Here is an 861-nt window from a genome sequence, read left to right on the forward strand (position 1 = left end):
CCAGCAGCACCTCGCTCATCGGCGCGTCGCTCGGGATCACCGGGATCGCGTCGCCGCCATGCATCAGCTCGCCGACCCGGCGCAGCTGCGCGCCGAGCTTGCCGCCGGGGTGATAGATGCTGAAATCCTCGGCCAGGAAACCGCGCTGCTCCATCAGCGCCACGGCCAGCGCATCGCCGAGCGCGAGGGTCAGCGTGGTCGAGGTGGTCGGGGCCATGCCGATCGAACAGGCCTCGGGCCGTTTCGGCAGGGTCAGGCGGAAATCGGCGGCGCGCATCAGGGTGCTGTCGTCATTCGAGGAAATGCCGATCAGCGGGATCGAGAAGCGCTGGCTGTGATAGAGCATGTCGCGCAGCTCGGTGGTCTCGCCGGAATTGGAAATCAGGATGCAGATGTCCTCGGACCCGACCATGCCGAGATCGCCATGGCTCGCCTCGGCACAATGCACGAAGAAGGCGGGCGTCCCGGTCGAGGCCAGGGTGGCGGCGATCTTGCGCCCGATATGGCCCGATTTGCCGATGCCCGAGACGATCACCCGGCCCCGGCAGGTCAGGATCCGACGCACCGCGGGGGCGAAATCCTTGGGCAGGTTCTCGGCCATGAAGGCCAGCGCGGCGGCCTCGGTCTGCAGCACCCGGCGTCCGGCGTCGAGGATCGTTCTGGGGTCGCTGACCTGTCCGGCAAGCTCGGCGGTGGGTATCATGATGCGAAATCCTGCAAGAAGTGAACGGGTGCCCGAAGGAATGGCAGCGTCGCTAGCACAGAGCGGCGCGAAAAACCATGCGCCTCAGAGACGGCGCAGCAAGGCCGCGACCCAGAGCGCCACGGTGCTGATGGTGGATTGCCGGTAGAGGCCGAGCC

Annotated in this window: 1 protein-coding gene; it reads right to left on the minus strand. The window is 67.1% G+C overall.

The features are described from left to right. Positions 1-703: KpsF/GutQ family sugar-phosphate isomerase (locus ACFSUD_RS19635; protein ID WP_386376192.1), on the minus strand; the 703-nt coding region annotated here is incomplete at its 3' end. Between the last annotated feature and the right edge of the window lie 158 nt (positions 704-861).

It is taken from the genome of Sulfitobacter aestuarii, assembly GCF_042685005.1.
Classification (GTDB): domain Bacteria; phylum Pseudomonadota; class Alphaproteobacteria; order Rhodobacterales; family Rhodobacteraceae; genus Sulfitobacter; species Sulfitobacter aestuarii.